Origin of the sequence: Haloarcula marismortui ATCC 43049, assembly GCF_000011085.1 — an archaeon.
GTDB classification, from domain to species: domain Archaea; phylum Halobacteriota; class Halobacteria; order Halobacteriales; family Haloarculaceae; genus Haloarcula; species Haloarcula marismortui.
Genome location: NC_006396.1, coordinates 622845 through 647688 on the forward strand (window position 1 = coordinate 622845; position 24844 = coordinate 647688).

At 61.8% G+C, this 24844-nt stretch carries 31 protein-coding genes and 2 tRNA genes; 16 read left to right on the forward strand and 17 right to left on the reverse strand.

What is annotated here, in order from left to right; genetic code table 11:
- Window positions 1-150 precede the first annotated feature (150 nt).
- Both RR_RS07160 and RR_RS07165 read left to right on the forward strand, forming a co-directional pair.
- Complete coding sequence (locus RR_RS07160) at window positions 151-945, forward strand: class I SAM-dependent methyltransferase (RefSeq protein ID WP_011223192.1); 795 nt, start codon at window positions 151-153, stop codon at window positions 943-945.
- 103 nt (window positions 946-1048) lie between these two features.
- Window positions 1049-2419 carry a cryptochrome/photolyase family protein gene (locus RR_RS07165; protein ID WP_049938822.1) on the forward strand — a complete coding sequence of 457 codons (1371 nt, stop codon included), beginning with the start codon at window positions 1049-1051 and terminating at the stop codon, window positions 2417-2419.
- Window positions 2420-2448: 29 nt separating this feature from the next.
- Here the strand turns inward: RR_RS07165 and RR_RS07170 are convergent, their stop codons facing one another.
- From RR_RS07170 to RR_RS07185, 4 genes are all read right to left on the reverse strand, one after another.
- Window positions 2449-2658 (reverse strand): TOBE domain-containing protein, encoded by a 210-nt coding sequence (locus tag RR_RS07170; RefSeq protein ID WP_007190449.1) that lies wholly within the window; start codon window positions 2656-2658, stop codon window positions 2449-2451.
- 85 nt (window positions 2659-2743) lie between these two features.
- On the reverse strand, window positions 2744-3226 hold the full coding sequence (locus RR_RS07175) for a metal-dependent hydrolase (protein ID WP_011223194.1): 483 nt from the start codon (window positions 3224-3226) through the stop codon (window positions 2744-2746).
- Window positions 3226-3774 carry a hypothetical protein gene (locus RR_RS07180; RefSeq protein ID WP_011223195.1) on the reverse strand — a complete coding sequence of 183 codons (549 nt, stop codon included), beginning with the start codon at window positions 3772-3774 and terminating at the stop codon, window positions 3226-3228. The genes RR_RS07175 and RR_RS07180 overlap by 1 nt, the downstream gene beginning before the upstream one ends.
- 68 nt (window positions 3775-3842) lie before the next feature.
- Window positions 3843-5012, reverse strand: coding sequence for a hypothetical protein (locus RR_RS07185; protein ID WP_011223196.1), 1170 nt, complete (start codon window positions 5010-5012; stop codon window positions 3843-3845).
- Window positions 5013-5123: 111 nt separating this feature from the next.
- Between RR_RS07185 and RR_RS07190 the strand changes: the two genes are divergently transcribed.
- The 3 genes from RR_RS07190 to RR_RS07200 are packed head-to-tail and all read left to right on the forward strand — an operon-like array spanning window position 5124 to window position 7630.
- The gene (locus tag RR_RS07190; RefSeq protein ID WP_004961756.1) at window positions 5124-6359 is read left to right on the forward strand and encodes a digeranylgeranylglycerophospholipid reductase; all 1236 of its coding nucleotides are present in this window, start codon (window positions 5124-5126) and stop codon (window positions 6357-6359) included.
- 54 nt (window positions 6360-6413) lie between these two features.
- A complete protein-coding gene (locus RR_RS07195; protein ID WP_011223197.1) occupies window positions 6414-7127 on the forward strand; it encodes an NAD(+)/NADH kinase in 714 nt (237 codons plus the stop codon).
- 41 nt (window positions 7128-7168) lie between these two features.
- Window positions 7169-7630 carry a DUF7313 family protein gene (locus RR_RS07200; protein ID WP_011223198.1) on the forward strand — a complete coding sequence of 154 codons (462 nt, stop codon included), beginning with the start codon at window positions 7169-7171 and terminating at the stop codon, window positions 7628-7630.
- A gap of 455 nt (window positions 7631-8085) precedes the next feature.
- Here RR_RS07200 and RR_RS07205 read toward each other — a convergent pair whose 3' ends face one another.
- From RR_RS07205 to RR_RS07240, 8 genes are all read right to left on the reverse strand, one after another.
- A complete protein-coding gene (locus RR_RS07205) occupies window positions 8086-8355 on the reverse strand; it encodes a DUF7314 family protein (RefSeq protein WP_004517812.1) in 270 nt (89 codons plus the stop codon).
- Window positions 8356-8365: 10 nt separating this feature from the next.
- Window positions 8366-8665, reverse strand: coding sequence for a DUF7315 family membrane protein (locus tag RR_RS07210; protein WP_005534631.1), 300 nt, complete (start codon window positions 8663-8665; stop codon window positions 8366-8368).
- A gap of 111 nt (window positions 8666-8776) precedes the next feature.
- Window positions 8777-9541, reverse strand: a complete 765-nt coding sequence (locus RR_RS07215) for a cytochrome bc complex cytochrome b subunit (RefSeq protein ID WP_004961745.1) — start codon at window positions 9539-9541, stop codon at window positions 8777-8779.
- A 4-nt stretch (window positions 9542-9545) separates the two neighbouring features.
- Entirely contained in the window at window positions 9546-10349 is an 804-nt protein-coding gene (locus tag RR_RS07220; RefSeq protein WP_004961742.1) for a cytochrome b, read from the reverse strand.
- A 3-nt stretch (window positions 10350-10352) separates the two neighbouring features.
- Window positions 10353-11219 carry a hypothetical protein gene (locus tag RR_RS07225; RefSeq protein ID WP_004961736.1) on the reverse strand — a complete coding sequence of 289 codons (867 nt, stop codon included), beginning with the start codon at window positions 11217-11219 and terminating at the stop codon, window positions 10353-10355.
- A 1-nt stretch (window position 11220) separates the two neighbouring features.
- On the reverse strand, window positions 11221-11640 hold the full coding sequence (locus RR_RS07230) for a DUF7318 family protein (RefSeq protein ID WP_011223199.1): 420 nt from the start codon (window positions 11638-11640) through the stop codon (window positions 11221-11223).
- A complete protein-coding gene (locus tag RR_RS07235) occupies window positions 11640-12296 on the reverse strand; it encodes a halocyanin domain-containing protein (RefSeq protein ID WP_004961731.1) in 657 nt (218 codons plus the stop codon). Before RR_RS07235 ends, RR_RS07230 begins: the two co-directional genes overlap by 1 nt.
- A gap of 64 nt (window positions 12297-12360) precedes the next feature.
- Window positions 12361-13284, reverse strand: a complete 924-nt coding sequence (locus RR_RS07240; RefSeq protein ID WP_011223200.1) for a DUF7319 domain-containing protein — start codon at window positions 13282-13284, stop codon at window positions 12361-12363.
- An 87-nt stretch (window positions 13285-13371) separates the two neighbouring features.
- Here RR_RS07240 and RR_RS07245 point away from each other — a divergent pair, with 87 nt between their 5' ends.
- Together RR_RS07245 and RR_RS07250 are read left to right on the forward strand one after the other, a co-directional pair.
- Complete coding sequence (locus RR_RS07245) at window positions 13372-13854, forward strand: DUF7321 family protein (RefSeq protein ID WP_004961726.1); 483 nt, start codon at window positions 13372-13374, stop codon at window positions 13852-13854.
- Between the two features lie 87 nt (window positions 13855-13941).
- On the forward strand, window positions 13942-14448 hold the full coding sequence (locus RR_RS07250; protein WP_004961725.1) for a universal stress protein: 507 nt from the start codon (window positions 13942-13944) through the stop codon (window positions 14446-14448).
- A 16-nt stretch (window positions 14449-14464) separates the two neighbouring features.
- Here RR_RS07250 and nth read toward each other — a convergent pair whose 3' ends face one another.
- Window positions 14465-15148 (reverse strand): endonuclease III, encoded by a 684-nt coding sequence (gene nth / locus RR_RS07255; protein ID WP_004961721.1) that lies wholly within the window; start codon window positions 15146-15148, stop codon window positions 14465-14467.
- 117 nt (window positions 15149-15265) lie between these two features.
- On the opposite strand from nth, the gene RR_RS07260 reads away from it, so the two are divergent.
- Window positions 15266-15784, forward strand: a complete 519-nt coding sequence (locus RR_RS07260; RefSeq protein WP_049938823.1) for a GNAT family N-acetyltransferase — start codon at window positions 15266-15268, stop codon at window positions 15782-15784.
- Between the two features lie 55 nt (window positions 15785-15839).
- Window positions 15840-16379: a GNAT family N-acetyltransferase gene (locus RR_RS07265; protein WP_011223202.1), complete on the forward strand. Its 540-nt coding sequence runs from the start codon at window positions 15840-15842 to the stop codon at window positions 16377-16379.
- Here the strand turns inward: RR_RS07265 and RR_RS07270 are convergent, their stop codons facing one another.
- Window positions 16380-16835 (reverse strand): redoxin domain-containing protein, encoded by a 456-nt coding sequence (locus RR_RS07270; RefSeq protein ID WP_004961712.1) that lies wholly within the window; start codon window positions 16833-16835, stop codon window positions 16380-16382. It abuts the gene before it with no gap.
- A gap of 203 nt (window positions 16836-17038) precedes the next feature.
- On the opposite strand from RR_RS07270, the gene RR_RS07275 reads away from it, so the two are divergent.
- The gene (locus RR_RS07275; protein ID WP_004961709.1) at window positions 17039-17338 is read left to right on the forward strand and encodes a PRC-barrel domain-containing protein; all 300 of its coding nucleotides are present in this window, start codon (window positions 17039-17041) and stop codon (window positions 17336-17338) included.
- Here RR_RS07275 and RR_RS07280 read toward each other — a convergent pair.
- Complete coding sequence (locus RR_RS07280) at window positions 17335-18801, reverse strand: DHH family phosphoesterase (RefSeq protein ID WP_011223204.1); 1467 nt, start codon at window positions 18799-18801, stop codon at window positions 17335-17337. The genes RR_RS07275 and RR_RS07280 overlap by 4 nt on opposite strands.
- A 255-nt stretch (window positions 18802-19056) precedes the next feature.
- Between RR_RS07280 and RR_RS07285 the strand changes: the two genes are divergently transcribed.
- Window positions 19057-19130: transfer RNA gene (locus tag RR_RS07285), tRNA-Lys, on the forward strand.
- Between the two features lie 354 nt (window positions 19131-19484).
- Here the strand turns inward: RR_RS07285 and RR_RS07290 are convergent.
- Window positions 19485-19925 carry a GNAT family N-acetyltransferase gene (locus RR_RS07290; RefSeq protein ID WP_011223205.1) on the reverse strand — a complete coding sequence of 147 codons (441 nt, stop codon included), beginning with the start codon at window positions 19923-19925 and terminating at the stop codon, window positions 19485-19487.
- Window positions 19926-20012: 87 nt separating this feature from the next.
- On the opposite strand from RR_RS07290, the gene RR_RS07295 reads away from it, so the two are divergent.
- Window positions 20013-20237 carry a hypothetical protein gene (locus RR_RS07295; RefSeq protein WP_004961702.1) on the forward strand — a complete coding sequence of 75 codons (225 nt, stop codon included), beginning with the start codon at window positions 20013-20015 and terminating at the stop codon, window positions 20235-20237.
- A 204-nt stretch (window positions 20238-20441) separates the two neighbouring features.
- On the opposite strand, the gene guaB is transcribed toward RR_RS07295, so the two are convergent.
- Complete coding sequence (guaB, locus tag RR_RS07300; RefSeq protein ID WP_011223206.1) at window positions 20442-21926, reverse strand: IMP dehydrogenase; 1485 nt, start codon at window positions 21924-21926, stop codon at window positions 20442-20444.
- 413 nt (window positions 21927-22339) lie between these two features.
- Here guaB and RR_RS07305 point away from each other — a divergent pair, with 413 nt between their 5' ends.
- The 4 genes from RR_RS07305 (at window position 22340) to RR_RS07315 (ending at window position 24787) form a co-directional block, all read left to right on the forward strand.
- Window positions 22340-23227 carry a DUF5794 domain-containing protein gene (locus tag RR_RS07305; RefSeq protein WP_011223207.1) on the forward strand — a complete coding sequence of 296 codons (888 nt, stop codon included), beginning with the start codon at window positions 22340-22342 and terminating at the stop codon, window positions 23225-23227.
- 41 nt (window positions 23228-23268) lie between these two features.
- The gene (locus tag RR_RS07310) at window positions 23269-23496 is read left to right on the forward strand and encodes a DUF5795 family protein (protein ID WP_004961693.1); all 228 of its coding nucleotides are present in this window, start codon (window positions 23269-23271) and stop codon (window positions 23494-23496) included.
- A gap of 54 nt (window positions 23497-23550) precedes the next feature.
- A tRNA-Trp gene (locus tag RR_RS22025) sits at window positions 23551-23731 on the forward strand.
- A 375-nt stretch (window positions 23732-24106) separates the two neighbouring features.
- Window positions 24107-24787: a carbonic anhydrase gene (locus RR_RS07315; RefSeq protein ID WP_004961690.1), complete on the forward strand. Its 681-nt coding sequence runs from the start codon at window positions 24107-24109 to the stop codon at window positions 24785-24787.
- Window positions 24788-24844: the final 57 nt, after the last annotated feature.

A 24844-nucleotide genomic window follows, 5' to 3' on the forward strand; every position in this document is an offset into this window, starting at 1 on the left:
CGGCGGCCTGCGGCCGCCGTATGCTACCTGCTGTTTCTATTGGCTTACCGAGGGGGCCGTTTTTACTAACGGACCCTGGCAGCGAGTTGTGGCGAGTGTAACGCTGCCGAATGGTTTCATTTATGACAACCGAATGAGAACTGTGCGGAGATGGGTGGCACGCTTGACTACGACGAAGCGGAAGCCCGGCAGGAGGAAGCGATATACAGAACACCGGCCGCAGCGGCGCGTCGGGAGCGAGTCCGGGGCCTGCTCGCACCCGAACCAGGCGACACCGTTCTTTCTATTGGCTGTGGGCCGGGCTTCGAGCCGGCGGAGATTGGCTGGGCGGTCGGCAACGAGGGACACGTTCACGGTATCGACCGGAGCCAGGCGATGCTTGAACTCGCCCGAGAACGCTGTGCCTCGCTCCCGCAGGTGACCGTGTCACAGGGAGACGCCGGTGACCTTCCAGTGGCCGACGAATCGGTCGATGCGGCCGTTGCGGTGCAGGTGTTCGAGTACCTCGAAACAGTTTCTTCGGCGGTTGCAGAACTGGCCCGAGTCCTGCGGCCCGGCGGGTCCGCTGTCGTCTGTGACGCTGATTTCGCGTCGCTTGTCTGGCGCAGTCCCAATCCAGAGCGAATGGCCCGCGTCCTCAGGGCGTTCGACGACCACTGCCCGCAGCCACGGCTCGGCTCCCGTCTGGCCCCTGTTCTCCGTGAGGCTGGGCTGACGGTCGACCGGGTCGAACCGAACACTATTGTCAACACCCGACTCGAAGAAGAGACGTTCGCGTATCATCTCATGCAGTTCATTGAGGACTATGCGGCCGACCATGGAGCTATCGGGCGGATGGCGGCACAGGCCTGGGCGAACGACCTCCGGGAGCAGGAGGTCGCCGGGGAGACGTTTTTCAGTTTCACACAGTACTGCTATTTCGTTCGCAAACCTGTGTCGCGGTAGGTCGGCGATATGGTGGAGGCGAAGCGCCAGACACCATGTCCTCCGGGCCCACACACAATAGAATCGGGTTCGGACCCATATGCTGGTATCCCTAACAAAATGCATGCACGTTTTCTGGCATCAGCGGGACCTCCGAATACCGGACAATCGAGGGTTGACTGCCGCCGCCGCGGACGACGAAGTACTGCCGGTGTACGTTCTCGACACGGACCTGCTGGCAAACATCGGGAAGCGGCAAAAAGCGTTTCTGCTGGCTGGTGTCCGGGCGCTGAAACAGGCGTATCGGGACCACGGCGGGGAGTTACTCGTCAAGAAGGGGACCGCCGTTGATGTGCTTTCGAATGTTGTCGATGAGTACGATGCCGACCGGGTGTACTACAACGAGCATTACCGGCCCGCGCGGCGGAACCGCCAGCGGCGAGTCGACGAAGCGCTCCCGACGAAATCGCTGACCGACCTCGTGCTCGTCGACCCGGCGGGGCTCGATAGCCAGTACGAGAACCACAGTCGCTTTTACGACGACTGGCAGGCCCACCACAAGCTGCCGCCGGTCGGCAGTCCGGACTCGGGCTCACTCGTCGACGTGTCGGACCCGACGACAGCGCCGACCATTGAGACGGAGATGGACCTGCCGACGCCCGGCTACGAGGGCGCACGGCAGCGGTACGACGACTTCCTCACCGGCGGCATCGAGACGTACAACGATACCCGAGATGATATGCAGGCCGCCGTCGAGCGGCCGACCAGCGCTGTCTCGCGTATGTCGCCGTACCTCGCAGCGGGGATGATCGGCATCCGCGAGATGTGGCGCGATGCCTCTGACCGACATACAGAAGCCACCGGCGACGCCCAGCGGAACATCCAGAAGTACCGCTACGAACTCTCGTGGCGCGAACAGAGCTACCACCTGCTGTACTACAACCCAACGCTGCTGTCGGAGAACTACAAGACGTTCCCGAACCGTATCGAGTGGGAAAACGACGAGGACAACTTCGAGGCTTGGAAGCACGGCGAGACGGGGTATCCATTCATCGACGCCGGGATGCGCCAGCTCGAACAGGAGGGGTACATCCACAACCGGCCGCGCCAGAACGTCGCGTCCTTCCTCACAAAGCATCTCCTCGTCGACTGGCGCGAGGGGGCGCGACACTTCCGGAAGCGACTGGTCGACCACGACCCGGCTAACAACGCCGCCAGCTGGCAGTGGACGGCCTCGACCGGGACCGACTCCGTGGACGTGCGAATCTTCGACCCGGTCGCACAGATGAGCAAGTACGACAGTGGGGCGGACTACGTCACCGAGTACGTTCCGGAACTTCGTGGCGTTCCGTCGACCAAGATCGTCGACTGGCCGACGCTCTCGGACGGCGAACGCGAGGAACTGGCCCCGGACTACTACCACCCAATCGTTGACCGGAACGCCGCCTACGAGCGCGCACAGCGCGTGTTCGAGACAGCGCTGGGGAAGCGGTAGTCGGTTCGAGCGCGTTGCTGACGCCGTTTTCAGTCCTTGTCGACCATCACTTCACTGGCCTTGATTACCGCCGACACCTCGTCGCCTTCGGCAAGGTCGAGTCGGTCGGCGGACCCGCGTGTGATCGTCGACGTGACCGTCTCGCCGCCGTCCAGTTCGATGACGATCTCCGCCATCACTTCGTCCGTCGTCACCGAGCGAATCGTCCCGCTGAGATTGTTCCGGGCACTGAGTGCCATACGAATTAGTTAGGTAGGTAACGGTAATACAGTTGTCATCCCGGGAAGTATGGCCGCGGGGCTGGCAGGCAGACAGCCGGTATAGTCATGATTCGGCCGTGAACAGCCATGCCGACACCGCGATAGCTCCGGTGACGCCCGTGAGCCAGATGTCCGTACTCAGATACAGCCCCGGCGTTGGCGGGTGGTACTGTGTCAGGGGCCACAGCACTTCGTACGACCGTCCAGAGGCCTTCAGCAGGAGCGCATCGGCAAACAGGTGACTGGCCGCCCCGAGCGACAGCAACCCGACCACGCGCCGTCGGTCGGAGCGGTTCACGACGACCGCCCCTACGAGAACGGCGACGAACGCGCCGCCGAGCGTGTGGACGCCCAGCCAGTCAAAGGGGATGTCCAGCGCCGCCTCGACGGTCGCGGAGTCCACTAGGAGCTTGATTTTCGCCATATCCGGAATAAACGCGCCCGCCATACCCACAGTCACATACTCGCCAGTGAGCCAGTCGTACCGCAGTGACAGGAGGGTACAGATGGTGAACGCGATGAAAGCGTGCGAGAGCAGGTCCGGCATCAGGCACGCACCTCCTGCACCTGTGTGCGGAGAGCCCGTATCGGCCGGAGTGGCTCCTCACGCCGGCATAGTGCCCCTGTCTGCCAGTTCAGCCGCCAACCACAGACTAGCCGTCCGAGGGTCCACAGGCCGGCGAGGGCAGAAACGAGGTACATCGCAACGTAGTTTGTCGCGGGCACACTCACGCTGTTCTCCGCGGTGATGGTCCAATCCGGGCCGAGCGTCCCGTACACCTGCAGCGATTCGCCTTCGTCGACGGCTCTGTCGACGTTCCGGACCACGATCGCGAGTGTGCCGCTGTAGCGTTTGCCGTTGGCAGCGTACTCGTACTCGACGGCGATTTCAACCGGCTCAGTTCCGGTGACCGTGCCAGTCACCTGAACAGACTCGCCGACGTACCTGTCGTAGTCCGCAGCTAGTGCGTCCTCTGCGGGATAATCGCCCAGTTCGGAGGCCGGCGTGGCGGTGCCGAATCCGACCATGAGTGCGAACAGCACGGCCAGCAATCCGCAGATAGCTGCGGCCCTGCCCACCCACGAGTGAAGCATTCAAATCTCGGTGCGGGCGGCGGGATATAAACTCTGGCGCTTGGGTCGAATCGATATCGCTCGTGCGCCTACTCAGGCTTGCCGGGCAGGACGTCCGGGTCGCCGGAGCGGTAGATGTACTCGACAGCGACGCCGGTCAACGGCGAGTCGGCGGCCGTTGCGTAGGACTTCGCGAGGTCGAGGTACTGTTCGGTCACGTCGACGACGCGCCGATAGGCGGCTTCGTCGTCGGGCGCGAGCAGGTACTCGGCGGTAACGGGTGTCAGTTGCCCCTCCGCGCGGTCGTCGTCGTAGTCGTCGACGTCGTCGAGCCACACCTGTGCGCCGATGATGGCGAGGACGATGGCCTTGGCGAACTCGTCGTCGATATCGAGGCCAGCGAGTCGGTAGAGGTCAAGCATCCCGTCGTAAAGGACGCCGACACGGGCGTACTGGGTCTTGCTGTAGGGGAGTTCCTTCTCCGTCTCCGTGAGTGTCGCTGGCTCCTCGTCGTACTCGGCGAACTTGTACGCCTCGCGGATATCAGTCAGGGCATCGGCGTCACCGTCCTCGGCCGCGGTCATCAGCTCCCGGAAGTAGTCGTCACGGTCCTGATGGGCTTCGCTGTAGTCGACGGCCCACTGGTACGCGTTCTCGACAACAGGTGGCATGTCTTCCAACAGACCGTCAAGATGGGACTGTAGCGCGGATTGGGCGACCTCGGCGACGCGGCGGCGGTCGGCCTCGCTCGCGTCAAAGTCCACCTCGAAATCTTCGAACTCGTCGTCATTGATGGCGTCGCGCATGTCACCGTCGATGAGCGCCTCAATGGAGAGACGGGTCATCTGCTCGGCGCGGACGACCATCTCGCGGGGGGCGAGGTCCTGTGCCGGCCCCTGTTCCAGCGCCGTCTCGTCGACTGTTGGAACCCCGTTGGCGATAGCGTCAATGACAGGGTCACCGGGTGCTTGCTGACGAGCGTTGCGGTAGACGTAGCCCAGCGTTAGCTGTGCGGGCAGAATAAGTTTCGTGTCATAGGAGAACTCGACTGGCCGGCCGAACTCGTCTTCGAGGGCGTCCTCGATGCGGTCGGTTACGTCGTTGACCATCGCCTCTGTGCGCTCGTCGATCTCGGATTTCAGCGAGAGACTGCCGGCGTCGAACACGCCGGTGTCCGCGTAGTATCCCAGCACTGCCCGTAGTGCCGTGGGAAGCCGCCGCCTGTCCGCGAGCACGCCCGCGCCTGTCTTGAGAACCATTGTATGTCGCCCCGGGTGTTCCCGTCATGGTAGTGGGGCCGTCTTTACCCTTTCGAGAGCGCCCTCGGTGGATTCGGAAAGACTGATTACCGACAGGAAATACTCACAACCATGCGCGAGCGCTTTGACGTGGTAATAGCCGGAGCCGGGCCTGCCGGGGCGCAGTGTGCCCGTGATCTAGCGGAGCGAAACTACGAGGTGCTCGTTCTCGAAAGCGAGCCCGAAGACGGGTTCCCGCGTCAGAGCAACAAGTCCACCGCCGGGACATTCATGTCGGCGATGACGGGCTTTGCCATTCCCGATGACGTGGTGATGAACTACACGGACAACGTCGTCCTTGAGTCCCCTAACGACCACTACGTCCGCAATCAGACCGGAGCCGTTCTGGAGTTTGCGGAGTTCAAACAGTGGCTTGTCTCGGAGGGACGAGACAAGGGCGCGACCTACCGCTTTGACTCCCGCGTCTCGGCCCCCATCATGGAAAACGGTGAGATCGTCGGTGTCCGCTATGACGGCGACGAAGAGGTGTATGCGGACATCGTCATCGACGCCACCGGCCCTGCCGCGCCGCTGGCGAAGGAACTTGACGTGTGTAACCTCCAGCGGAATCATCAGGCTATCGGCGTCGAGTACGAGTTTGAGGGCGTCGAAGTCGACCACGACGACTACGCTGACCTCCGAGATGCGATGATGCTCCGCCTGGATCACGACCTCGCCCCGGGTGGCTACTCCTGGATTTTCCACACCGGCGAAGACACGGCGAAAGTCGGCCTCTGTTACATCCAGAACGGCTCCCACCAGAAGTACGCAAAAGACGGGATGGGCATCGACGACTATCTCGAGTACTGGCTCGATTCGGACCCCCGGTTCGACGACGCCGAGCGAATCGAGGGCACACAGGCCCACCGCGGGTCGGCCCACATCCAGCCCCCTGACTCGATGAGCACGGACAACTTCATGGCTATCGGCGATACTGTTCCGACCGTCGACCCGCTGTGGGGCGAGGGGATTCATAAAGGGATGAAGTCGGCCCGCGCCGCCGCCGCAACGGCTGATTCGGCGCTCAAACCAGACGAACCCGACACCTCGGCGGAGAACCTCTCTGTCTACGACCAACTCTGGCACAGCGAGGTGGCCCCGAAACACAACGCCCGCCTGATGATGACGGAACTGCTGTATCTCGCCCCGAACGAGCGGTACGACCAGCTGATGGACGACCTCCGGAGCACCGGACAGGACACCCTTCGGCAGATCAACGGCGGCGACCGTCGGGCGATTGCGAAGCTAACCCACCTCTCGGATATGCCGATTCTCGTCGAATACGCGCGCCGCCGCCTCGATATTTGAGGCGACCGCGCGAAGTGCGGCAGGTTTTTTTCCGCCGGCCCGGAGTTTCAGACGATGGGAACCCCCGTTGGTGTAGTCGGTGACGACGCCCTGGCAGATGTGCTTCGAGACGCCGGCGTGGCAGTTGAACGGGGTAGTGACGGCGCTGTTCCGAAGGCCGACCGAGTCGTCGCTGTTGGCGAGGACGCCGTCGCTACCGTGGCACGGGCCGAGGGTGACCCGCTTGTGTTGCCGGTCGCGGCTGGTCGCGGCGTCCGGTCAGTACCACGGGACACCGCTGTCGCCGCCGTGTCGGGGCTTGCTGACGCCCGGATTGAAACGCATCCCGTTCTCCATGTGACGATGCCTGATGGGACGGTCGAGCAGGCATTCTGGGACGTGACCCTCGTCACTGCTGACGCCGCCCGCATCTCCGAGTTCACTATCGCGTCGACAGCCGACCGCATCGGACAGTTTCGGGCCGACGGTGTCGTCATTGCGACGGCCGCTGGCTCACCGGGCTACGCCCACCGTGTCGACGGCCCGATTCTGGCGCCGTCGAATCAGGCAGTGGTGGCACCGATCGCACCGTTTGCGACCGACCCGGACCACTGGGTGTTGCCTGTCGACGGACTCAGTGCCTCGATTGAGCGCGACGAGGCGACTGTCGAGTTACTTGTCGATAACCGGGTTTCGCGCCACGTCAGCTATCAGGAAAGTATCACGATCTCGCTCGGGTCATCCGTTCGGACTGCTGTCGTCGACGAGAGCCAGTCCAGGTTCGAGTGAGATTGGAAAGACACTAATGGACGGTGGACAGAGCTTTGCATATGCAGCCATCCGTAACGTTCTTTGGGCCACTGGATACCATTCTGGGGAGCCCCACAGTCGGCGGCGCGCTCCTCATCGAATACGTCATCTTCGGAGTGGTAATTGTAAACTTCCTCACACGGCAGCTCGCCCATAGAAGCCACGTCAAACAGTACAAAAACGATGGTGCGGAGGCGGTTAGCCGACACCCGGCACACACGTTCTCCAACATCGCACTGGTCGTGCTATCGTTTTTCTACATGACGCTCCACCATCACGGTGGGATGGTCCTGTCCGTGCTCGTGCTCGGCGCAGTCATCACTGACTTCTTCGAGTTCGAGTCCCGGAAAGTCGAAGCACGCCGTGACATTCCACTGGAACGACCGAAAGGAGCTATCGTCGCCGCTCTCGTGGTGTTCATGTACGCGGGCTACCAGAGCCTGTTCTGGGTCATCAAGGGTCCTTGGAGCGCCATCGTCTAAACACGTCCTCTCATTCTACCGGCGTCGAGTCCCTGTAATTTGCTAGCCGTGCCTATCGGAAGATGCACGCATACGGTCAGCAGCTACTTCCTAGACAGTATCAGGCGTTCGTGTGCTTCTATGCCACTATAGCCTGCAAATGGCCAATTCGAAACAAACTCAGCGACTAATTGGACTGGAATTAGCCGAAATAGTTTAATACCCGCACTGTATCTGTTTCAGTGTAGACGAAAATGTCACACAGGTCCCTCACTACGGCGCTGACACTGTATCGCGGGGAAACACTCACACTGAAAGAAGCGGCGACCTACAGCGGGGTGTCGCCGACAAAATTTGCTACGGCACTTCGTTCTCGCGGAATTCAGGTACGTGACGAGGACAGCGCACCGATCGATCAGACTGCGAACTGAGACTAGCGTCGGTCCCAGCTAGAAAGACACGGTTACTGCGTACTATTATGCCGACCGTTCGTTGAGGTACGCCTGGAATTCACTGATCAGCGGGAGCACGACCCAGAAGGTCAGTGCGCCCAGGACCGCGAACCAGAAGAACGCATCGCCCATGAACAGAGCGATCTGGTCGAACGTGGTCGGTTCCTCGATAGTAAGTTCGCCGGTGAGCTGTGCCCCCTCGAAACTCGGCGTGTTGTACCAGCCCTTGATGGTCATCCAGCCCAGTCCGCCGACCATGAGGCACGCGAACCCCTTCATGAACTCGTCAGCCATTATCCGAACGTTAGGTAGCGTCGTCTTTAGACTTTCCCATTTCCTCGGTACGGAACCGTGTCGAAAACGCATAGACGACTGTGCCAGCGAGGATGCACGCGATTCCGGCGATGCCGACCGGAACATCGATCTCCGAGGCGGGCGCTGACGCCCGCTGTGTTGCCACGTCGACGAGAATGAAGCCGGCGACGACGCTGGCGACCGCAAACAGCGTTGAAAACACTGTCACGGCCTTGTACACGCGAAGCGGCACCACAACGTCCCGCCGCTCCGACCCGTCTTCAGTCCCCGCTGACTGGTCCTCTGTCATCGCTACTACTACGGACGGGAGCCACTTTACTGCGGCGAGACGAAGTCACTACGCTTGCGGTGGAATGGAACGGCGGATGCAAAGAAACGACAGAGAAACTGGCCGAGTCGGTTACTTCGGCGGTCGCAGCCGGTAGTACCGACGGTTGAGGTCGAACATGTAGCCCTCGCGCATCGTCTTGAGCACCGCGTAGGTGATCGTCGCGCTGATGATGGGGACGAGGAACGTCAGGTCGAACAGCAGGTGGGAGTCCATCGGAACGAGGTTCTTGATGGACAGTGCAGCGATGGTCAGGCTGAAGATGACGCCGGACATCCCGACCGCAGCCCAGAACGGCTGCTCGACGGGACGGCGTGCAGACCCCTTGTTCAGGAAGGGGACGATCGCGACGAAGCCGACGACCACGACGTTTGCCAGCACACCGTAGGTTCGGTCAGCCATGAGCTTCGAGCCGCCGAGGATGCTCAGGTCCGGGTTCAACGGACCGAGCTTGAGCAGGCCAAAGGACCAGTAGAGATACCAGTCCGGCAGAATGATCGCCGGCGTCACGCTGGAGTTGGCGGGGTTCGGCATTTCCGGTGGCAGTGTCGCCGAGACGAACAGAATCATGCCCACAAAGAAGGAAGTCAGCGCAATGTTGCGCATCATCTCGTGGGGCCAAGCCGGGAACGCGAGCACGTCACGCTCGACGTAGTCCGACTGCTGGCGAAGGTCCTGGTCCTCGCGGCGCGCCCGCTCGAAGTACTCGTAGGTCAGCCGGGAGAGCCCCTGGGTCCGCTCTTTGCGTTCGGACCATGCGGGGGTCTCGTCGTCCGGCGAGACGATACCGGTGCCGGAACCGTCCGTGCGAACGTCGTCTGTGTCGTTGTCGCTCATAGTATTAGTGTGGTTCAGCGATCCCCTGCATCCAGACGATGCCGATGTGGACCGCGATGATGGCAGTCGTGATGAACGGCAGGAAGAACACGTGCAGGATGTACATCCGCTGTAGCGTGGCCTGCGAAAGCGTGAACCCGCCGAACATCAGCTGTGCAACCCACTCACCGATAAGCGGGATGGAGAGGGACATCTCGACACCGATCTGGCCGGCCCAGAACGATAGCTGGCTCCACGGCAGCAGGTAGCCGGTGTATCCGAACACCAGCGTCAGCGAGATCAGGACGATGCCGATGAGCCAGTTCAGCTCGCGCGGTTCCTTGTATGCCCCGGTGAAGTACACACGGAGCATGTGGAGGAACACCGCGGCAACCATAATCTGCGCGGCCCAGCGGTGGACCGAGCGCAGGAAGTAGCCGAGGTTGAGCTGGCCCATGATAAGCATCACTGAGTCGTACGCGACCGTCGGCGACCCGTCAGCAGCCGCGGCGGCCGGAGCGTAGTAGAAGCCCAGCAGCGCGCCTGATATCGCGGCAACGATGTACGCAACTGTCGAGAACGACCCGAGTGCATACAGTGGGTACCAGTACCAGAATTTGTTGTCGAGGTTGTACTGTTCCGTGTGGCTCTTCGGCATCTGCATGTTGACCTTGTAGTAGAGATCCTCGAGGATCTCCAGATAGTCAACAACGCGCAGCCGTTTGTCGAGCCAGATGAGCACGGTCAGGTACACCGATTCGATCGGTGTCAGCTCGCGCGATTCCATCCAGCCTTTGTGATCGTGTTCGTCTTTGCGTTCGAGACTCATTGGTTAATCCGTCTGTGGTGGGCGTGGCAGCGCCACGAACGTCGATTGCACGGGACTGAACGGGTCGTACACTGATTGGTGGCACTGACAGTAAATAGAGTTTGCGCCGCCGAAGTTTGCACTCCCTTCCTGCGTCTTGAATCCCGGCACACAGCAGAAGTGTGTACATTTGTTTAGCCAGGCGATGAAGCCTTGATCAGTCGCCTCTGAAATGAATGACTGGACGTTTCCGGGAAGGTCTCCGTACTCGCCCTCGCCGTTGGCCATCTTTTCGACTTCGACTGATCGGATTATCTGCACCGGAGCGCCGTTCTTTCCGTCGCTGTTGGTCCGCCAGACGACGCTTGCAGGCTTCCCGACGCCGGGGTCGCCGATGCCGTTGCCCCACTCCTTGTAGTCCTCAAACATATCGACCGTGAGTGGTTTGCCGGATTCATACTCTCCCTGCCAGGAGAAGGTCCCGGTGTCGTTGAGAAACGTGCTGTTCCGGTCTGACTGAGGGTAGATAGCGGCAGTGCTCTGGATACCACAGTACTGGAACCACTGCGAGGAGTAGTCGATACCGCTCCCGCCGAAGTCAGGTGCAACGGCCGCCCCGGCGTTCTCGTCGTACTCTGGCCAAAGCCCACTGATCTCGCCACCGTTTATCTCGATCGGGATGATCGGCATTCCCCGTGGTGCCGGTCCGGAGGTATTTTCGACAGCGACGAACGGGGTTGTCCCGCCACCTTCGCCGGCGGCGTCTGTTGTCGCGTCAACGGCTGCTGCGCCACCGACGCCAACGCCTGAGAGTGCTGCACTCCCGACGACGCCCTTTACAAAGCGACGACGGCCTGTTTCAGCCGGATATTTGTCTTCATCAAGTGGCATATTATTTCTTGTAGTATGGGTACACTGCGCGTTTGAATGTCTCTGCGAGCTTGTCGCCGTCCGCCATCGTCGTGCCGTCGACGTCTTCCTGACGGATGTAGAGGTCTTCCCACTTGCGACGGCGCTTCTTGACGATCATCACGTCGGGAAGGAACTCCTTGCGGTACAGCAGCATGATGAACGACAGGTCGATGAATATCGCCGTCAACACGCCGCCCATGAACATATTGGCCTCGATGAGGCGGACCGTCAACGTCGTCCCGATACCGGACGCCCACCCGGCAATCATGCCGTAGGTGAAGAGCCCGACAAGGCCGACCTGAATGATCGTCAGGAGCACGATGCCGACAGCCGCTGCCGTGCTCTCGCGTGGCGGTTCGTACCGGTGAATATCGCCGTAGGTGGAGCCTTCGGATGCCATCAGTTGTTCCCTCCGCTAGTGTGGGGCGACTCGCCGTACTTCAGCTGGAAGAAGGTGAAGATCAGCGGGATGATGACTGCAAGTCCAGCGCCGAACCCAACGAAGTGGGGCTGAATCGGGACGCCGGCGTAGTGTGGGTCGACCTCAACCGGGCCGCCGCCGCCGATTGTCTGTGTCGGGTACTCCTCGCCGACAACAATCGCCCCTTTCATGTTGAGTCCCTCGTGGGGGACACAGAGGTACGGGTAAATGCCGTCCTCCTCGAAGGTGTGCTCGTAGTTGACGCCGGCACTGGAGGCCGTGCTGCCGGAGTCCAGCGGACCGTCGCCGTCAGAGACGACGTTGTGGCCGCCACCGTTACCCGTCCATTCGAACTGGACGGTCGCGCCGTTGTCCACGTGGACGGCTGGCGGACCGAATCCGTACGCGCCGCCGTTGGCCTGCACGCCGACCTCGACAGTTACTGTGTCCTGCCCGGTCGCGTCGACGGTCGACCCGTCGAAGTTCCCGACCGAATCCAGGAAACCGCCGTAGTCCGGGACGGTTTTGGCACCGTCACCGCCTTCCTCCTGTGCGGCGGCCGCGCCGGTGGCGCTGAGGGTCGCCGCAGCACCGGCGGCCCCCCCTGCTGTCCGGACGAACTCCCGTCTATTCATATACACTCTGGAATCAGGACTGAGTTTGTATAAACCCACCGAATACCACCCGCAGGAACCGTCATTACCCGGCTTCGTCAGTTTCGCCAGCCCCCTCTTCAGACCCCGAATTCTGCGGGCTCAGCTCCGGAACGAACTCCGGTCGTTCGCCATCCTCGAGTCCGATTGCCCGCAGTCTGTCCCGGTACTCCTCAGAGCGGAACGTGTCCGAGAGCCGCGCGTTTGCGACGGTGAAAAAGAGGACAAGCGACACACCGATGAAGGCAACACCAGCCACGACTAGCAGCGCGATGCTGGTCCCCCTGTTGCCGATGACGCCACCGGTCGCCAGTGCTGCACCCCCGAGCAGGGCAACCCCAGCAAGGAACTGTGCCCCGGCAATCGCCTGTAACATCCAGTTTCCGAGTTCGCCACCGCCCTCGGGGACCTCTTCCGGCTGGGGGAGGGGCCTGTCAGGGACGTTCTCAGGTACGTCGTAGGAATCCATGGAACACAGCGCGACCGTGGGCTTTACGTCACGCATGACGGTCCCCTCACCTTCGAGGCTCCCATCGGGATAGACGATTGCGTAGCCCTCGTCGGAGTACGCGAGCACCCGCGGCGGGTCCTGATGCCGCTCGATGCGAGCGAACACATCACGGTTCGCCACGCGGTTTCGCAGGTCCCGCGCAACTCGGTCGAGGAGTTCGTCGCCAATGATCCAGGATTCCTCGTCGAAGGCAACGTCCCACTCCTCGGCGGTCATCTCGGCCATGTCCGCCGGGCCGAAGTTGTCGAAGTCGTACTTTTCTTCGACCTGCTTCCGGAGCGCCTCCGTATCAAGTGCCTCGCCCGACTCGCCATCATCGCCCGACTCGCCAGCACCGGCCGTCTCAGCGCTGTCGCCCGTAGCTCCGGGTTCGCCAGGCTCGGTTTCGGCAGCTACCGCATCCGCAGGGGTGTTCCCGCGCTCGTCCTCCGTGGGAGACGTCGAGTCCGGGTCGGCCATTGCTCGGGTGTAGGGACCGCGACGGCTTACAAGTTCTGACCTTCGGCATCCGGCAGTCTTTAGCGAGCACTGTCCCTAGGTCGGCCCATGGTGTCGGACGGCCTCGTGGCCACAGTCGTGTTACTGTCGGTGAGCCTCAGCCTCCCCTGTTTCCTGTATGGTGCGTACTACATCATCGAGACGGAGCCAGTCACCTGGGACGTGCTGATACATCACCTGAAGTTCGTCACAACAGGGCTGGTGTTGACCACCGTCCCAATGGTGTTCTGGATGATCCCGCGCCTGCCGGACCAGCTTGGTGGCCTGTCTGCTGTCCACGCGATGCTCGGCCTGCAAGCCTACGCGCTGCTTGCCTTCGGTGGCACAGGAATCGTCCGCATCTTCCGCGCGAAGCGAGAGCACGACCTCTACAACGAGTACGACGAGGACCTGTTGCTGGACGAAATCGGCGACGAGACGTTCAGCCACTGGCGTTCTCGGCTCCGCATCGGGGTGTTCGGCTACGTCATCTTCTGGCTGCTGGCGTATCTGGTCGGTATCGCCCGGTACGCCCTCCGGTACGTGGCGTGAGTGCCGACAGCGGGTCTGATTCTCGGTTTCTGCGAACAGGCTAGATGTTTCATTAGCCTTGCATGTCCATCTCTAGTTGTGGTTCCAATGTACGAACACATCCTCTTTCCAACCGACGGTAGTGACGGAGCAGCAGCCGCACTCGCGCATGCACGCAATCTCGCCGAGACGCACGACGCGACGTTACACATCATGACGGTGCTCGATACGTCGTCGCCGCACATTGGGATGACCTCCGCAGGCCCGGAGGGAGCGACGACTGGCATGATTGCGGAGGAACACGACGAGTCGGAGCCGGGCATGGTCGGTGAAGACCACAACATCGAATCGTCGCTACAGGAGCGGTCACAGGCCATCGTCGAGGCAGCGGCGGACGAGGTCGACACAGTCGACACCGTCACCGCCATTGAGCGCGGTCCCCCGCACAGAGCAATCCTCGACTACGCGGACGAGAACGCCATCGACCTCATCGTCATGGGGACCCACGGCCGGACGGGCATTGAACGGTATTTGCTCGGTAGCGTCGCCGAAAAAGTCGTTCGCACGTCCGACGTGCCAGTGCTCACTGCGCGTTTCAGTGACGACGAAAGCTGAGTCGCTCGGCGCGGGGCTACCATGCCTCGCCGCTGGCGAGGTCGACCTCGCTGTCGCCCTTCTCCGAGGGACAGATGTCCGCGAGCACGCACGCCTCGCAGTCGGCCGAGCGCGCACCACACACGGCTCGCCCGTGGTCGATGAGCAGGTGCGTAAACTGTTGCCACTCGCTCTCCGGCACCACGTCGAGCAGGTCCTGCTCGATGGCTTCCGGGCGCTCTTCTTCGGTGAGCTCCAGCCGCCGCGAGAGCCGCTGGACGTGCGTGTCGACCACGATGCCCTCGACGATGTCGTGGCCATGCTGGAGGACGACGTTCGCCGTTTTACGGCCGACACCCGGGAGGTCAGTGAGGGCGGACATCGTGTCCGGGACCTCGCCGTCGTGTTCTTCGGTCAGAATCTCACCGATTCCCTGGAGATAGCCGCCCTTGTTGTTGTGGAACGTTATGCCGTAGATGTCCTCAGCGAGTTGCTCCTCGGAGGCCGCAGCGTAGTCCTCGGCACCCTGGTACTTCTCGAATAGGTCTGCTGTGACCTCATTGACTCGCTCATCGGTACACTGCGCCGAAAGGACGACGGCAATTAGCAGTTCCAGGCGGCTACTGTAGTTCAGTGAAATCGTCGAGTCGGGGTATTCCTCATGTAGTCGGTCGACGACCTCTGTTGCCTGTTCCTCGCGTGACTCCAGCGGCGTTCCCATACCGCAGGGCAGTGCTGGGTTCCCTTTGGCGTGTCGTTCTCAACTGCCTAGTATGTGTATGGTGTCACTTCACATACCACGACAACACCCTTGTATCATCTGCGAGTGGTTTCACGCGTGTCAGGACCAGCGTTCATCCACGGTGAGCGCGTGACGCTCCACCCGCAGCAAGCAACCGATAGCGACCTGCTACAGCAGCTATTAAACGAGCCGCAGGTCCGGCACAACATCGGGTTCAACGAGCCACTCTCCGAGCCAGCCGCCGAAGACCTCAACGCCCGTGGTGCTGACACGCACTTCGTCGTCTGTGTGGACGATGATCCGGTGGGAACGTGTATGTTGCACGAAGACCACCACCCGTGGGGATTCGGTGTGCTCGGGTACTCGATCTGTCCGGACCACTGGGGCAACGGCTACGCGACCGATGCTGTGGACTGTCTCGCACAGTATGCGTTTCAGGAACTGCGACTGAACAAACTCGGTGCGGACTGCTACGCCACCAACCCGGCCTCCGCACGTGTGCTGGAAAAAGTGGGATTCCAGCAGGAGGGACGACGGCGCGACCACGCCTTCGTCAACGGCGACTACGTAGATCTGCTGGAGTACGGCCTGCTCGCCGATAACTGGGCTCCATGAAGCTCACTCACACACCTTCCGAAGCTTCTTTCAGCACCCCTTCGTCGGGTTACATATGCCCGGACCAGCATTCCTCCGGGGCGAAACAGTAACGCTCCGAACGGTCGAAGGCGAAGATGTCGAGTTCCTGCAAGAGACAGTCAACAATCCGGATGTCAGGCACGGTCTCTCGGCCACAGAGCCGATCTCCGAACAGGCTGAGCGTGAGTGGGTCGAATCCGTCACCAGCGGCGAGACTGATGACGTGCATCTGCTCATCTGCGTCGACGGCGAGGCGGTCGGTATAATCGGTCTGAACGATGTCACAGACCGGATCGGAATGGCCGAACTTGGCTACTGGCTCACGCCGGATGCGTGGGGCAACGGCTACGCGACCGACGCCGCCCGGAGGCTCACCGAGTACGCCTTTCAGGAGCGTCGATTCCATCGAGTGTACGCGAAGGTCTTCGTCGGCAACGAGGGCTCCCAGCGCGTGCTTGAAAAGACGGGGTTCCAGCGAGAGGGGACGCTGCGGGACCACTGGTTCCGCGATGGCCGCTACGAAGACGTGTACATCTACGGTCTGTTAGAGGGCGAACTGGACCACGGTGAGTAGCTACAACTCAGCAAGGCCACGCAGAACCGTGTCGATGGCCGGCATGGTCCCGTCGGTGTCGTCGAACACAGTTGCCACCTGAACACGACATCGCTGGTCGACGACGAACGCCGCTCGTTGGATACTCCCGCCCTGTTTTCGGACGCCGAACTGCGTAGCGACGCCGTGAGTGTCGGCCAGCAGCGGGTAGGGAAGCGACAACGCCGCCGCGAGCGACCGGCAGTCGTCGATACCTGCTGGGAGAACGCCAAAGACAGCCACGGCATCCGATACGCTCGCCCAGTCTGCATCGGCCAGCGCACTGAGGACGGTCCGCGACTCGGGGTCGTCGCCGGGAACGAACGCCACGACCGCCGGCGCGCGGTTCGTCGCAGCCGACAACCGATAGGCACCAGCACCTCCGTCCGCGGTCCCTTGCAGGTCGAAATCCGGGGCAGGGTCACCAGGGGAGAGCATACCGAGCGAACGGGAAAGCAGGGTAAAAGTCCCGCGGCCCGAACAGACGACTGGTACCCGTGTGCCGGTAGTGCTACTGGGAAGACAGAATTAGCCCGACAATCGGTTTCGGAAGTGCTGCATGGTACTGACTCCCCGCGCCGCGGACGTTTCAGTCGCAAAGAAGCTTTATAAGCCATCCGACCAACCACCGTCGTATGGGAATGGAGAATCTACCACAAGAGATTACAGCCCTCGTGGGTCGCGAGGTGTATTCGAAAAACGGCGTGTTCGTCGGCGAAGTCGAGGACCTTCGGCTGGAACTCGACCGCAAGGAAGTGACAGGGCTGGCACTCCACCAGCTTAACACGGAGCTGTTTGACGAAGAGGTGAACGCGTCGCGAGGCGTCATCATTCCGTACCGGTGGGTCCAGGCTGTCGGCGATGTCGTTATCGTCAGCGACATTGTCGAACGGCTCCGCCAGCCCGAGGCCGGCGACGAAGAAGAAGAAGTCCCCGCCTAGTTACCGTTCGAACTCTCGCTACTGGAACTGTCGACACCCATTGCTTCGAACAGTTTCCGCTTAACTGCTTCTTCAGTGAGTTCCAGCAGTGTATCTCTGTTGTCATCGCTGGTATCGAGGCCAGTGAAGATGCCCAGCGGTATCTCGACGCTGGCGTCGGTGGAGTGGCCCGCTGTCTCGCCCATCCCGCCGAACGCGTCTGATAGTACTTTGCCGATGTTCATCCGGATGTCCTTGGACCGAGCGGCGAGATAGATTGTATCATCGGCGATAGCGAACACCGCTGTGGTCGTGATGCCCTCCAGATTGAGGAGGTGCTGGGCCGCCTGTGCCAGCGCATCGCGGTCCCGAATGAACCCGGCGTTGGAGACGAGGTGGCTTCCCTGCACCTCGCGGTTCCGAATCGCTTCGGCAAGCACGTCCAGCGTTTCCGGACTCATCGACGGCGATTCGACCTGTTCGAGCGTGTCGTGGTCGGCGAACGGATACAGGTACGCCGCGGCAGTCAGGTCCGCCGGCGTCGTATCTCGCTTGAAATCCAGCGTCTCGGCGCGGATGCCATACAGCAGTGCCGTGGCGACGCTCTGGTCGAGGTTGAGGTCCAGTTCCTGAATGTACTTCGTCAGGATCGTCGACGTGGCCGAGATATTCGGCCGGATATCGGAGAAGGCGGCGTCGTGTTCCAGTTCGTGCTCGTGCTCGTAGTGGTCGATGACGATATCGACCGACTCGACAGCCGGTTCGCCTCCCTTGGCAACGTCCACCAGCGCGAACGTGTCGTACTCATCGAGGTTGACATCCTCGTTCGAGGTTAGCTCGATACCGAGGAGATTAACGAACGCGCGGTTCTCCTGATGCCCGATCTCGCCCTCGTAGATGATGTCGGCGTCCACGTCGCGGCTTGCGGCGATGGCCCGCAACGCCGCCGCCGAGGCGATGGAGTCCGGGTCCGGCGACCGGTGGATAAGTATCGCCATGCGTTCTTCGGTCCCGTCAATGACATCCCCCAGCTGTGAGGCCTTGTACTCCAGTTCACCCGTTTCCAGCGCTCGAAGCGCCGAATCGGCGATGACCGCGGAGGGATTGATGACCACGTCCGCACCGAGTTCCGTGAGGTCGTCGGCAGACACCGGGTCGTCGGCGCGGGCGACGATGAACTGCTCGCCGCCGGACTCCCGGATGTTCCGGACCGCTTCGGCGTTGGCGTTCACGTCCGGTGACATGATGAGCACCACGTCGCGGTCGGCGACCGTCTGGGCGACGTCAGTCTCGCAGATGTCTGCCTGCTGTGCGTTGAGGTCCTGATCGCGGAGCGCCTCGACTCGCCCCTCGTCCGCGTCGAGGATGAGGACGTCTTTCCCCTCCTCGACGAGTTCTTCCGCCACGGCGTGGCCAACACTCCCACACCCGAGGATGGCGTAGGTCGACATAGAGGCCATCGTGATGCCGCTGGCTGTACTCATTAGTGTCTGTATCGCTTGGCGTCAAGCCTCTTTAATGCCAGCTATTTCTCCAACAACTGGGAACGGCTTCCTGAAAAGCCGGCCCGAGGGGCCGTCAATCGCCATCTAACACGGTCACAGTCGTGCCCCAAACGACACCGATGATAGCCGATCGCCGCTAGCCGACTGGTGTGTGCAAGAAACGTGGGACCAACCGACACGAGGCGTTCGAATGAAAACCTATTTTACCGGGCCGTCCAGAGAACTGAGTGCACTGGGCCGGTAGCTCAGTCTGGCAGAGCGACGGCCTCTTAAGCCGTCGGTCGAGGGTTCAAATCCCTTCCGGCCCGCTTTTGCGACGAACACTTCGTGAGGAGCAAAGCGGCTACGAAGCGGTTTTGAACGATGGAACGAGCGACCTGTGGGAGCGAAGTTCCGGTGGTTCAAATCCCTTCCGGCCCGTTTTCCTGCGAACGACAGCGAGCAGTGAAAACGTTCGAAGGATTTGAATCAGGGAGGTCGCGCGGAGCGAAGCGAGCACGTCCGACCGTGGTTCAAATCCCTTCCGGCCCGCTATTACTGTGGCTCGCAAATCCGCGAGCCACTGGTGTAGTAGGAGACATTTGAGCCAGAGAGGGCGCGAAGCCCGAAGCGAACACGCCCGACCGTGATTTGGCTCTCTTCCGACCCGTTAGGCAGGCCAGTTAGCCGTCCAGTTGCTTTCGCATCTTGACGTGTGGGATGCCTGCTTCCTCGAATTCGTCGCTAACCGTCTCATAGCCGAGCTGCTGGTAAAATGGTTCAACGTGGGTCTGTGCGTGGAGTTTGAGTTCGGTTGCGCCGTCGTCCCGAGCGGCGTCTTCGACAGCCCGCATCAGCGCTGCGCCGACGCCATCGCCCCGATATGGCTCGCGGACCGCAACTCGCTCAACCTTGCCGACCGTGGACTCGGGAAACCGGAGCCGAGCAGTCCCGACAGGATACTCGTCATCACGGGCCAGAAACTGGACCGCATCCGAGTCGTTTCCATCGAGTTCCTCGTCCTCGGAGACGCCTTGTTCCTCGACGAACACTGCTGTTCTGACGGCTGTTGCCGCATCTTCGAACGCATCCCAGGTGCCGGCACTGATTTCCAAGTCGCCCATGTCCGCGACTTCGAGCGGGTCCCCTGTATGTGCTGTCACTGGGAATCGCCGAAACCATCAACACAGATGCGGGTGAAGCGGGCACGTATGACGTACGACTACGCTCGCGACCACGAGCACGAACTGTCGGCGGAGTATCTGTACGCCTCTGACGCGGAGGTTCTGGGAATCTACGACGCCGATGACTCTCTTCAGGTCGACGTGGCGGTCATCTGTCCCGAGTGCAGTGAGACACTCCGTCTGGAGACGACTGTCGACAAAGTCACGTCGTCCGGGACGGAACTGCCGCTGGACGAAGACTACTACGACTGACGGACACTCCCGAAATGATTTTTTTCGCGGCGCGAGTATATTGGGCCGCTATGTCCGACTTCGACACGTTCGAGTGTGCGAGCTGTGGTGCGTCGTTCAAAGCGTATCCCGACGCAAATGCGGCACAGAAAGAAGCGTGTAGTCCGGCCTGCGAAACCACATTATAGTCGGCTTCGACTTTCTTGCGTTCCTCGGTCAACAGCGTTAGTTGTCGGGGCTGTAGTTGGGTGCTTCGTCCGTAATCATCACGTCGTGTGGGTGGCTCTCCTGCTGTCCCGCGGCAGAGACCCGAACAAACTCGGCGCGTTGCTTGAACTCGGGTATCGTCTCGGCTCCGACGTAGCCCATCCCGGACTGCATCCCGCCGACGAGCTGGTGGAGTTCGGAGGCCAGCGAGCCCTTGTACGGTGTCGCGGCTTCGACGCCTTCGGGGACGAACTCCTCGCCCTCTTCGTCGTCCTTGAGGTAGCGTTCGCCGCCGCCCTCGTTCATCGCGCCGACGCTGCCCATGCCGCGGTACTGCTTGTACTTCTTGCCGTTCATCGTGATGACGCGGCCCGGAGCCTCGTCGGTCCCGGCGAAGTACGAACCGAGCATCACCGCGTCAGCGCCCGCGGCGATGGCCTTGATGGCGTCGCCGGAGTACCGGATGCCGCCGTCGGCGATGACCGGCACGTCGTGCTGGCTCGCCACGTCGGCGACCTGCGCAACGGCGGTGATCTGTGGCATCCCCGACCCGGTGACCACACGAGTCGTACAGATGGAGCCGGGGCCGATACCCACCTTGACGCCGTCGGCGAAGTCGACGACGGCCTCAGCGGCTTCCCGGGTCCCGATGTTGCCGACGACCACGTCAGCGTCTACTTCGGCCTTGATCTCGCGGGCGCTCTCGATGACGTTCGCGTTGTGGGCGTGCGCACAGTCGATGAACAGGATGTCAGCACCGGCCTCGTCGGCGACCTGCGCGCGGTCCATCTCGAAGGGGCCGACGGCGGCACCACAGCGGAGCGAGCCGTCGTCTGCGCGGGCAGCCTGGTCGTACTCGCGACGTTGGAGGATGCCCTGCATCGTGACCAGTCCGACGAGTCGGTTCTCGCCATCGACAATAGGGACGCGCTCGATCTTGTGGTCGTACATCAGTTCCAGCGCCTCGCGGGGCGTCACATCTTCGGGGGCGGTGACGACTTCGTCAGTCATCGCATCCGTGACGGCGTCGTCCTCGCCGACCTCCAGATACGGCCGGATGTCCGTCCCGGAGATGATGCCCAGCACTTCGCCGTTGTCGTCGTCGACGACCGGCGCGCCGGAAACGCCCTCGTGTTCCATCATCTCGTCGACCTCGCGGACGGTCTGGTTCGGGCTGGCCGTCACGACATCGCGGATAATGAGCTCGTCGGCGCGTTTGACCCGCTCGATCTCGGTCGCCATCTGGTCGGCGTTCATGTTGCGGTGGAGGACGCCAATGCCGCCCTGGCGTGCCATCGCGATCGCCATGTCACTCTCGGTGACGGTGTCCATTGCCGCGGAGACAACGGGGACGGTCAGTTCGACCGATTTCGAGACCCGCGTTGTGGTATCTGCCTCGTCGGGTTCGACACGGGACTCCTTGGGTCTGAGGAGTACGTCGTCGAACGTCAGCGCCTCCGGCACTCGGAGCTTCTCTGAGAAAGGCTCGGAATCGTTCGCCATGTAAATCGTCAACGACGGCCCGGCAAAAACGTTGCGAGACTCGGCGCTACGTGAGGTTCGATGCCACACGTCTCTCTGGCACCCCGTTCCAGAAATCCGCTATCGGTCTCTCATTTGTCACTCCCTGGTCCCGAAGGTGAGACATTCGTCCACAAACAACGGGCTATTCCGGAGAAACGGTGGCGTATGTGCGCAGTTCTCACGCAACGGTTATGTGCGAATGAAGGATAATTAAAAACATGCGACTCACCGAACCCGCACGGAACGGTACTGCCCGTCAGATGACGTCCACAGCGTCGGGCAATACAGCGTTCACGTGGTTCGGTAAGAAGTTCTGGCAATTCTGTCGTGTTCGTCAGGACCGAGTGAGAACCTCCCGACGGGAGTTGGGTTACGCTCAACCGTAGCACGACATGAGTAGCTCCAGACACCCGATTGCACTCGACATCGAGCGGCAGGTCGGCCGCGGTGGCCGGTTGCTGGCGACCGTTATGGGTCTGCCGCTCGTCGACGGCATCTTCCCAGTGCTCGTCCTCGCGGGGGCACTCTCGACCTGGATGGGCGTCCTCGAAGTGGGCTTGCTCGTCTTCGGCGGGTCGGCCACCGTCGCTGTCGTGTTAGCCGAACTCGAAGGCGGCCCCCGGCAGCAGGCGCGCTCTGTACTCATCATCGGAGCCGTGTTGATGCCGATCGCGCTCGTCGAAGCGGCCCTTGCGCCGACGGTTGCGGGACTCGTCGAACTGGGGACCCTCGAACGGTTCGCCGGCCTCGTCATCCTCGCCATCGCAGCACAGACCGCGAGCGCCCGAATCGGCGAGTACCTGCCGCGGCCAGCCGTCATCGTCGTCCTCGGCCTCCTGGCGAGCCTTGACCCCGCCGGCGCAACGCTGGTCACCGCTATCGAACCCGGTGTCTTGCTCCGCGCGGCCGCCACCACGGGCGTCGGTATCGGCTTCGCCCTCGCCGTCGCACTGGCGAGCCCGTGGCTGCGTAACGCCGTCGACATCGACCGCTTTCGCTTCGGTAGCGCTGTCGCGCTCGGCGTCCTCGCCCTTTCGGTCCTCGGCGTGATGCCGACCGACGCGCCCGTGGCGCTGGCCGTGCTCGCTGTCACGGCGCTGCTGTCGTTCGACCCGGAGAACGCCCGCACGCGTCACACGGAATACCGACCGGACGCCGTGGACCTCACCGCCGCCTTCGCCGACGGCGGCGCGTCCCAGGGCGTTGCCGCCGACGAGCAGACCGACGAAGGGGCCGCGGTCGAGTACGAACCGGATCAAGAACGCGCCCCGTGGCTGTGACGAGGGAGAACTTTTAGGCCTCCCAGGCCCGGTCGTCCGGTATGAGCGACAATCGCGTGGTCCAGGGTCGGATGCAAACCCCCGAGAGCCTGGCCGAACTCATCGAAGGAGACGGTGTTATGGACGCAGAGCCTATCGAAGACGCCGATGACGACTGCCCGGAATGCGGCGAGAACGTCATCTCCGTGGGGTACATGCCCTCTGCGCTAGAATTCGTTACTGGATACAAGTGCCAGGAATGCGACTGGTCTGACACCGACCGCGACTGAGCGCCGTCTGCCAATCGAAATCCCTTTAATGCGAGTCGGCTTACGCCGGAGTGCGGGGTCGTGGCCTAGTCCGGGAAGGCGGCTGACTCCAGAGGCCACGCGCCTGGGACGACACTCCAAGGGCTGATATACTGAGCGGCCGGCTGATCACCGGTTCGCGACGATGACCCTCTGGAGTTCCGAGGCGCAGGACGGAGATATCAGCCGATCGGGGGTTCAAATCCCTCCGACCCCATTTCCTGCCGCGAGCTACAACGCGAGCGGCAGAACTGTTGAGAGGGGGATTTGAACCACGCGAGACGAACGAAGTGAGTCTCGCAGTCAGGTGAAAATCCCTCCGACCCCATTTCTCGCGTTTCACGCTCCAGAAGTGCCAGCAGAGGCTCTTTTGCTCAAGTCTCTCCGACCACATACCGTTACCCTTTCAGACCGGTCTGTTCGCTGGCTTGCATCACAGTAGGACGTCGCAACCGGCTATATCTGGCTCTAAACCCATCCTCAGCACTGCCAGAGCATTCTGAAAGCACGGACCTGTAGTCAGTGCCGAGTTGCAGACGCCAACACTGCCCAAGTCCAATGAGTTTACTGCATGGCGGCTATCTGCCCACGCATGAGTCAGTTATTACGTGATTTACTTGCCGGAAACGCCGACCACGCGGCGGCGTTCCGGGACCGGTTCGACAGCGTCCAGAACTCACAAACACCCGATGCTGTCACGGTCTGTTGCTCCGACTCGCGGGTGCTGCAGGACCATATGTGGGGCAACAGCGAGCCGGGACATCTCTTTACCTGTAGCAACATCGGGAACCGAGTTATCCAGCAGACCGCGTCCGGCGAGGCGGTCTCGGGTGACGTGTTGTACCCCATCGAGCACACGATGACCGAAACCGCCATCGTCGTCGGCCACACCGGCTGTGGAGCGGTGACGGCGACCTACGACGACCTGACGGACGGCCTCGATGAGCCGGCCGGTATCGAGCACTGTCTCGGTGTTCTCAAGCCCCATCTCGAGCCTGCGCTGGAACATCTCCCGGAGGATATCGAGCGGGCGGCAGCCATCAACCGGCTTGTCGAGTACAATGTCGATAGACAAGTCGAGTTCCTCCGAGACAGCGATGACGTGCCCGACGCCGTCGACGTGTTCGGTGTCGTCTACGACTTTCAGGACGTGTACGGGGGGCAACGGGGTGAGGTCCACGTAATCAACGTCGACGGCGAAACCGATGTCGACGCGCTCCGGGCAGCCCATCCCGATATCGACTCACGGATCAACCGTCTCTGGGAGTACTAACAGGGCGGTGAAGGTGGTGAGTGAGCGTTAAAACCGAGTCTCGGACTATACCGACCA